This is a genomic window from Escherichia sp. E2586 (assembly GCF_005781105.1).
In the GTDB taxonomy this organism is placed as follows: domain Bacteria; phylum Pseudomonadota; class Gammaproteobacteria; order Enterobacterales; family Enterobacteriaceae; genus Escherichia.
The window spans coordinates 1-5865 of record NZ_VATN01000054.1; the positions used below are offsets into that span (position 1 = coordinate 1).

Annotated in this window: 3 protein-coding genes; 1 reads left to right on the forward strand and 2 read right to left on the reverse strand. The window is 42.2% G+C overall.

Annotated features, from left to right (window positions below; genetic code table 11):
- The first annotated feature begins 156 nt into the window (after positions 1 to 156).
- The gene (locus tag FEK50_RS23960) at positions 157 to 1935 is read left to right on the forward strand and encodes a hypothetical protein (RefSeq protein WP_130238314.1); all 1779 of its coding nucleotides are present in this window, start codon (positions 157 to 159) and stop codon (positions 1933 to 1935) included.
- A 382-nt stretch (positions 1936 to 2317) separates the two neighbouring features.
- On the opposite strand, the gene FEK50_RS23965 is transcribed toward FEK50_RS23960, so the two are convergent.
- Positions 2318 to 3031: a ZirU family protein gene (locus FEK50_RS23965; protein ID WP_130238313.1), complete on the reverse strand. Its 714-nt coding sequence runs from the start codon at positions 3029 to 3031 to the stop codon at positions 2318 to 2320.
- Positions 3032 to 3109: 78 nt separating this feature from the next.
- Positions 3110 to 5389: an inverse autotransporter beta domain-containing protein gene (locus FEK50_RS23970; protein WP_131162602.1), complete on the reverse strand. Its 2280-nt coding sequence runs from the start codon at positions 5387 to 5389 to the stop codon at positions 3110 to 3112.
- Positions 5390 to 5865 lie beyond the last annotated feature (476 nt).

A 5865-nucleotide genomic window follows, 5' to 3' on the forward strand; every position in this document is an offset into this window, starting at 1 on the left:
CATAGACGATCTGGCGGGCTGCGATATGCCGCCGCAGGGCGTGGATCAGAGCACGCTGAGAGTGGAATACTATTGCCAGAATAAGCAGGAATTCTCTTATCTGCGCGAAGTATTCATTGATATAACAATGTAATTAATAAAGTTAAAGGTGATGTCATGTTAAATATGCGAAAAATTAAATCTATAGAGAAGTTTAAATCTGAGAAATATCTCAGAGATGCTCATCCGGTGACTTCTCATGTTAACGCCCTCACTCCAGGGGTATTAACATGCAGCTTCCCTTCTCAGAAAGGGATAGTGCGAGGGCAGATTATTTATCTGGAATTTTATTATAAATACCAGAACGCGGAAATTGCCATGGATCCTAGCGCAATAAAAATGGATGTGGCGAGTAAAAATATTTTACCAAAACCACAAGGTGAGGGAGAATTTACGGATACTGACGGTAGCAAAGTTTATATGTACAAGTATTCGTTCAATGTACCTAACAATATTGCTCTGGGCGATAAAGCGATCGACTTGACATTGACTGTACAAGCCCTGGGAGCAGCTGCGCCAGTAACATGTCACTGCCAATATTATGTACTGGAGTCAAATACTGATCTCGATGATGAGATTACTATCTCTTTTGATGACACTCAGATTATTGATTTGAATGCCCCGGAAACTCTTAATGATAGTTATTCAAATCTGTCTGGTGTCACCTATATTACTGGTACGATAACGTATAAACGTAATTTGACGAAATATCCTGGCGATGAAACACATCAGGATATCCAACTGTATCTGCGACCTGTAAGTATGGCGCAGGCGGTATTCGAAAACGTATTTTTTATGATGTCTGATACTAATCAGGGGGGGGGCAAAGCATATCCTGACATGCAATATCATTATGTTAGTAATTTAACCTCGAGTAAACTTGATGGTTTTGTTATTAACCTTAAAAATGATTCAGCATCGAAAACTGGCGTGGCAAAGTTCCGTATTTACCCCTGTGCTAAAGATGCCGGTTTCCTGGTAATGACAGTAAGTTCAGGTTCCCCGGATATTGATACTTCTGACTCTAAAGGTCTGTTTATTGAAGGCATTACGCCAGAGTACATGGGATATTCAATGTACTTTGAAAATACTGACGGTGATATTCTTGATGAAGATCAACAGAAAGTGAATTTGCATTTCAAATCTCTGGAAGATACCGAATCTAAACCTGATTATGGCGGTTTTATAAACGATACCATTCTTGTGTTTAATGAGCCAACTTATGTTGATCTTATGGGAACAGCTGTTATTGGTGATCGAACTTTTTTGGGGCGTTATGAGGTTCCTTCAAAACCGCAGAAAACGATTTATCCCTTTGAATTCGATACTACAGAGTTAATGGTACAGGATAACGTAAATAAAGCCAAAAACAGGATTTCATACATTGTTGCTGAACGTAGCGGCAACGTAGGGATTTCTGAACATAAAAGACTTATTGTCACGAAGGCAATTCCAGTGACGCCGCCGAAAAAAGGAACGTTAAAATCACCAACCTTTATTGATGTTAGTGGAACGGAAATGGTATCAGGAGGGATCATTAATAAGCATCGTATTGGGAATGGCCTGCCTGGTGAACATATGTACTATCGTATTCCGGTTGCTGGAAACCTTACTGCGGGAGATGTTATTAATACTAAAATTGAATTATCGTATTACGATGATGATAATTATGTTTATTCAAATTTACCCAGTCGGTTGCTTCACTCCTACGAAATTATGCCAGCAGATGTTACACTAGGTTACCTCCAGGTCGAGGTTATGTATGAAGACCTTTGTAATTGCAACAGCGATCCTTTTGGTACAACCAGTAGTAAGTTAATTATCTGGTATGAGACTGAAGGGAACGCTGAAGCTGTGTCTTCTACGCTAATTCTTAATATCGATACAGTAATGTAAGTCAAACATGGATACCAGCAATAACGCTGGCATCCATGTTTATATTCTATTGCAATAATATTTTGGTATTAATATGTCAAATTATAAATTATTAATCATAGGTGGCATATTATCTTCATTGGCAGGGTGTGCTTATGTTGTGCATCCTCACTGGGATAAATGTGGTAATTCTGCATGCACCGTACAGGCGATAAATATAACAAAAAAATAGGCTGTTGATTTACAGGTCTGTTTGTTGATTGTTATTTTTATCTACATAGGGGATTAGTTTAAGTTTTTCAGAAAACCGCCGTTATAATTAGTGTGGCGGTTTTCTGACTATTAAAAATAGCACATTACTACTGTTCTTTATTCCCTTTATTTGGGAAGAAAAACAGAAGCATCAAGGATTGGATACAACCACCTGAACTTTTCGTTTCTGAGTCTCTTTAGTGACTTTCCAAGTACTGTTTGTTGCCCCTGTTATATCGATATATTTACCGCTATTGACGGAGTCCTCGACCTGCCACTGGTAGTTCAATACACCGCACGCTTTTGTACAGGTTGGTGTAGCTGTCAGAGTGTCATTAACGATAGGTGCGCCAGAAACACCGGTACCGCCGCTAATTACCACTTTAATGACATCGTCGCTTCCAGAAATCGGTAGTCCACCCGCTGTTCCGTTTACCGTAGCCTGAACAGGTGTGCCCTGGAATGGCTCAGTAATATTTTTGTCAGTTTGTGGAGTAACAAATAGTGTAATTGTCTGTCCTAAATCTTTGTCCTGAATAGTGTAAGTTTCGGTCACCGCCACTTCAGTAGAACCAATCTTCCAGCTATAGAGTCGGGGAGTCGTTGTATCGGGTTTATCTCCATCAACATCGGCAAATGCAAAGTCATGAGCGGGATCGATTTTTACGACATCGCCGTGGTCAAGAATGCCATTTGCATTTTTATCCTCAAAAGTAATCTCACCTGCAGTCAGGGTTGGCTCATGTCCTGTAATGGACATCGTTGCGGAAGAGGTGATTATTGCTGCGACGGCATTAACACTCATACTGAGTAAGAAGCCCATTGTAATGCTGGCGGCAGTCTTTTTTTTTAAGCTTAGTTTCATATTCTCTTGTCTTACTATTTATTAACAAATACACAATACAGATATGGGATAACGATGACTTTCTGGCTCAGTAATAAGTCATTTGATAATTTGTACCCGCACTTTTCGCTTTTGATCGGCGGTGGAAGGAACATATGTCATCGCTGTGGCACCCGGAATATCGACATAATTATTACTACCTGCTTGATCTTCTCTCTGCCATTGGTAAGTCAACGCATTGCAGTCTGTGCTACAAGGCATTGTTGCTGTCAGCGTATTTCCCACTACAGGCACACCAGTAACCGTTGCGACAGAAACTGTTGTCAGATTAAAGATCAGGCGTTTGCCGGTATCTTTGCCATTAATTTTGACGCCAACAGGTAACTTTGGATTTTCCAGAAGACCACTAAATGTTGTGGTGTAGTGTCCAGGGTTGCTTTCCTGAACGGTATCGAAGGAATATTTCGATGTATCTACAGTACTGTCAGCAATAAAGAATGTTATGCGTTCTTTTTCGTTGCTAATTGGCTGGCCCTTGCTGTCTTGCAAGGTAAGGGCCAGAGTCGACTTTTCCGTGCTTCCGACAGAAAACGTTGTCTTGTCAGCAGTAAGCGTACTTTGCTCAAGTGCGGCTGATGTATCTGTAAAAATGATGTCAGCAGATGCCAGCGTTGTATCTTCCAGGCTTGCAGTAATAGTAAATTTTCCAGCACTTTCACCGGCAGTTACCGTTGTTGTGTAAATTCCATTACCAGACTCTTTGAGTTTTCCCAGTTGCGGCAATACCGGAGCCTGAGGCTTTAAAGTGACGGTTCCTTTCGCCAAAGCCATACCGTCTACCAGCGAGTTGATTGGAGTAAATGCACCATTGAGAATTATCTGCTCTGCTTTGCCGCTTATCGGTTTTTTCTCATTATCCAGTAGAGCAATTGTCAACGTAGTTTGTGTTTTTGTATCTGCCAGCAGATGCGCCACGGCGATGCTAAGACTGGAATATTTCTTACTTATTATCGGTGGCGTAAGAACAACCTGCATTTCGGCGGGTTGCGATGCATTACCACGGGTATCATGCGCAATAGCGGAGATTCCCCATGCATTGATCGCGCCATCTTTCCATTCCGGCAACACCATCTGCCAGTGGGCTCCCTGACCGATCAACTTACCGCCCGCGGCTAAAAATGATGCGTCATCCCATTCAATATCTTTCAAACCATGTTTTGCCTGCACATCAGGCAACAACGGAATGACCTGTTTTGATTTTCCTGTTACTCGCCCCGGGAGGTGTAATTTGATAACGGTTTGTTTGCGATACTCAAGAACGATGTCGTTATTACGATTAACAAGGTCATAGCGGCTGCCATTCAGGGTACGAATGCCTTCTACGGCATCCGTATTTAATTGCTGACGGAGTGGGGTGCCGATGCGCCAGTTCACATCCGCTTTTAGCTGAGTGTCATGTTTTCCACTCTCGCCAGTGCGATGTTCCGCGCTTAATGTCAGCAACGGAAATGGAGTGAAATTCACGCCGACAGTAAGAACCCGGGGGTTTTTCTGCCGGTTTTCTTTACTAAACAGCGCGACCTCCCGACCGAAATACTGCTCATACGTTAGCCTTGTCCCCAGTTGCGGGAGAGCGGGAAGGTATCCTTCCAGACGTAAATCCCAACCATTGGCAGGCCGTTCTTCATAATCTTCAACATTCGGAGATGCTTTCCATCCGGTTAGCCCGATGTAGCCATTAGCGGAAAATTTAACAAAATTACGCCAGTATTCGGCGCCAATCCCCGCCCGGGCATGATCACCAGATAAATCGTAATCGATAAAGGTATTGAGGCCATACATCGTTTGCTGGTTGAAGTGGCGATAACCAATGCCTTGGTTCACAATGCCCCGCCCGTCCACACGGTGGACGCCGCTTTGAGAAAACAGCAGATTGTTCGGCACGTCGTACCACGGATGAAGCAATATAAAAGAGGAATCTTTTAGCGATAAGTTATCGTCGGCGTTGATTTCTATTTGTGCTGTTCCGTAATGTTGCAGCCATTCAGCGGCGCTTTGATTTGCCTTACCCAGCACAAAGCCTTTGGCCATCGCTTTTGCCATGTTGCTATCCGTATGACCAGAAAGCACTCCTCCAGCCTGAGACGCGAAAGCGGCTAACTGAGTTAATTGAGCATTTTCCTGATCACGATCTTCCGCTTCTGTATCCGTACGTGAGCTATCTCGTTGCGTTTCATAAGGCGTGGCTTTTTGCTCGGCGAGCAAAGCGGCATCCGCACTGGCCATAGCAGGCGATATAACCTGGCAAATCGAACCGATCACGACCGTTATACTTTTAAGAACAAAACCGTGGCTAATTATTTTGTTGGTATTGTACATATTCTATAGATGAAGGCATTTTTATGTTAAAAATAATTTTGCTTTAGGAAAAAATGTTGATGAAGCAAAAGCATGTACTATCTTATAATCAGCATTCATTAAGTTAAATTATGAATAAGCGCCATGAAGAGAGGGTGATTCCTGTATTGATGTAATTTTGGTTAATGAACAAGTAGGATGATTGTTAGCACTGTAGCGAGTTATAAATCAGCATACAGCCACTGGACCCTGTTGAAGGGGATATAAAAATTATGATTTATTTTTTTGAAATGAAAGGCAAAGTATTTGCAATGATTTTGAAAAAGTGTATTTGTCCTGGTAATCGATAAGTGCGTTAAATCTTTAGACATTGTCTGCTGCGCCAGCATTAATCCTGTGCTATAGAGTTAAACCATCCCGTGGATATGTAAATAGACCCGTTTTAGTTCCATGCATTTTTTGAGAACCCGGCCAAATGACCCTGGCCCAAAATCAGT

Bases quoted from the DNA above. Each gene is read 5' to 3' on its own strand.
- FEK50_RS23965 (WP_130238313.1), bottom strand. From the start codon at position 3,031: ATGAAACTAAGCTTAAAAAAAAAGACTGCCGCCAGCATTACAATGGGC.
- FEK50_RS23970 (WP_131162602.1), bottom strand. From the start codon at position 5,389: ATGTACAATACCAACAAAATAATTAGCCACGGTTTTGTTCTTAAAAGT.
- FEK50_RS23960 (WP_130238314.1), top strand. From the start codon at position 157: ATGTTAAATATGCGAAAAATTAAATCTATAGAGAAGTTTAAATCTGAG.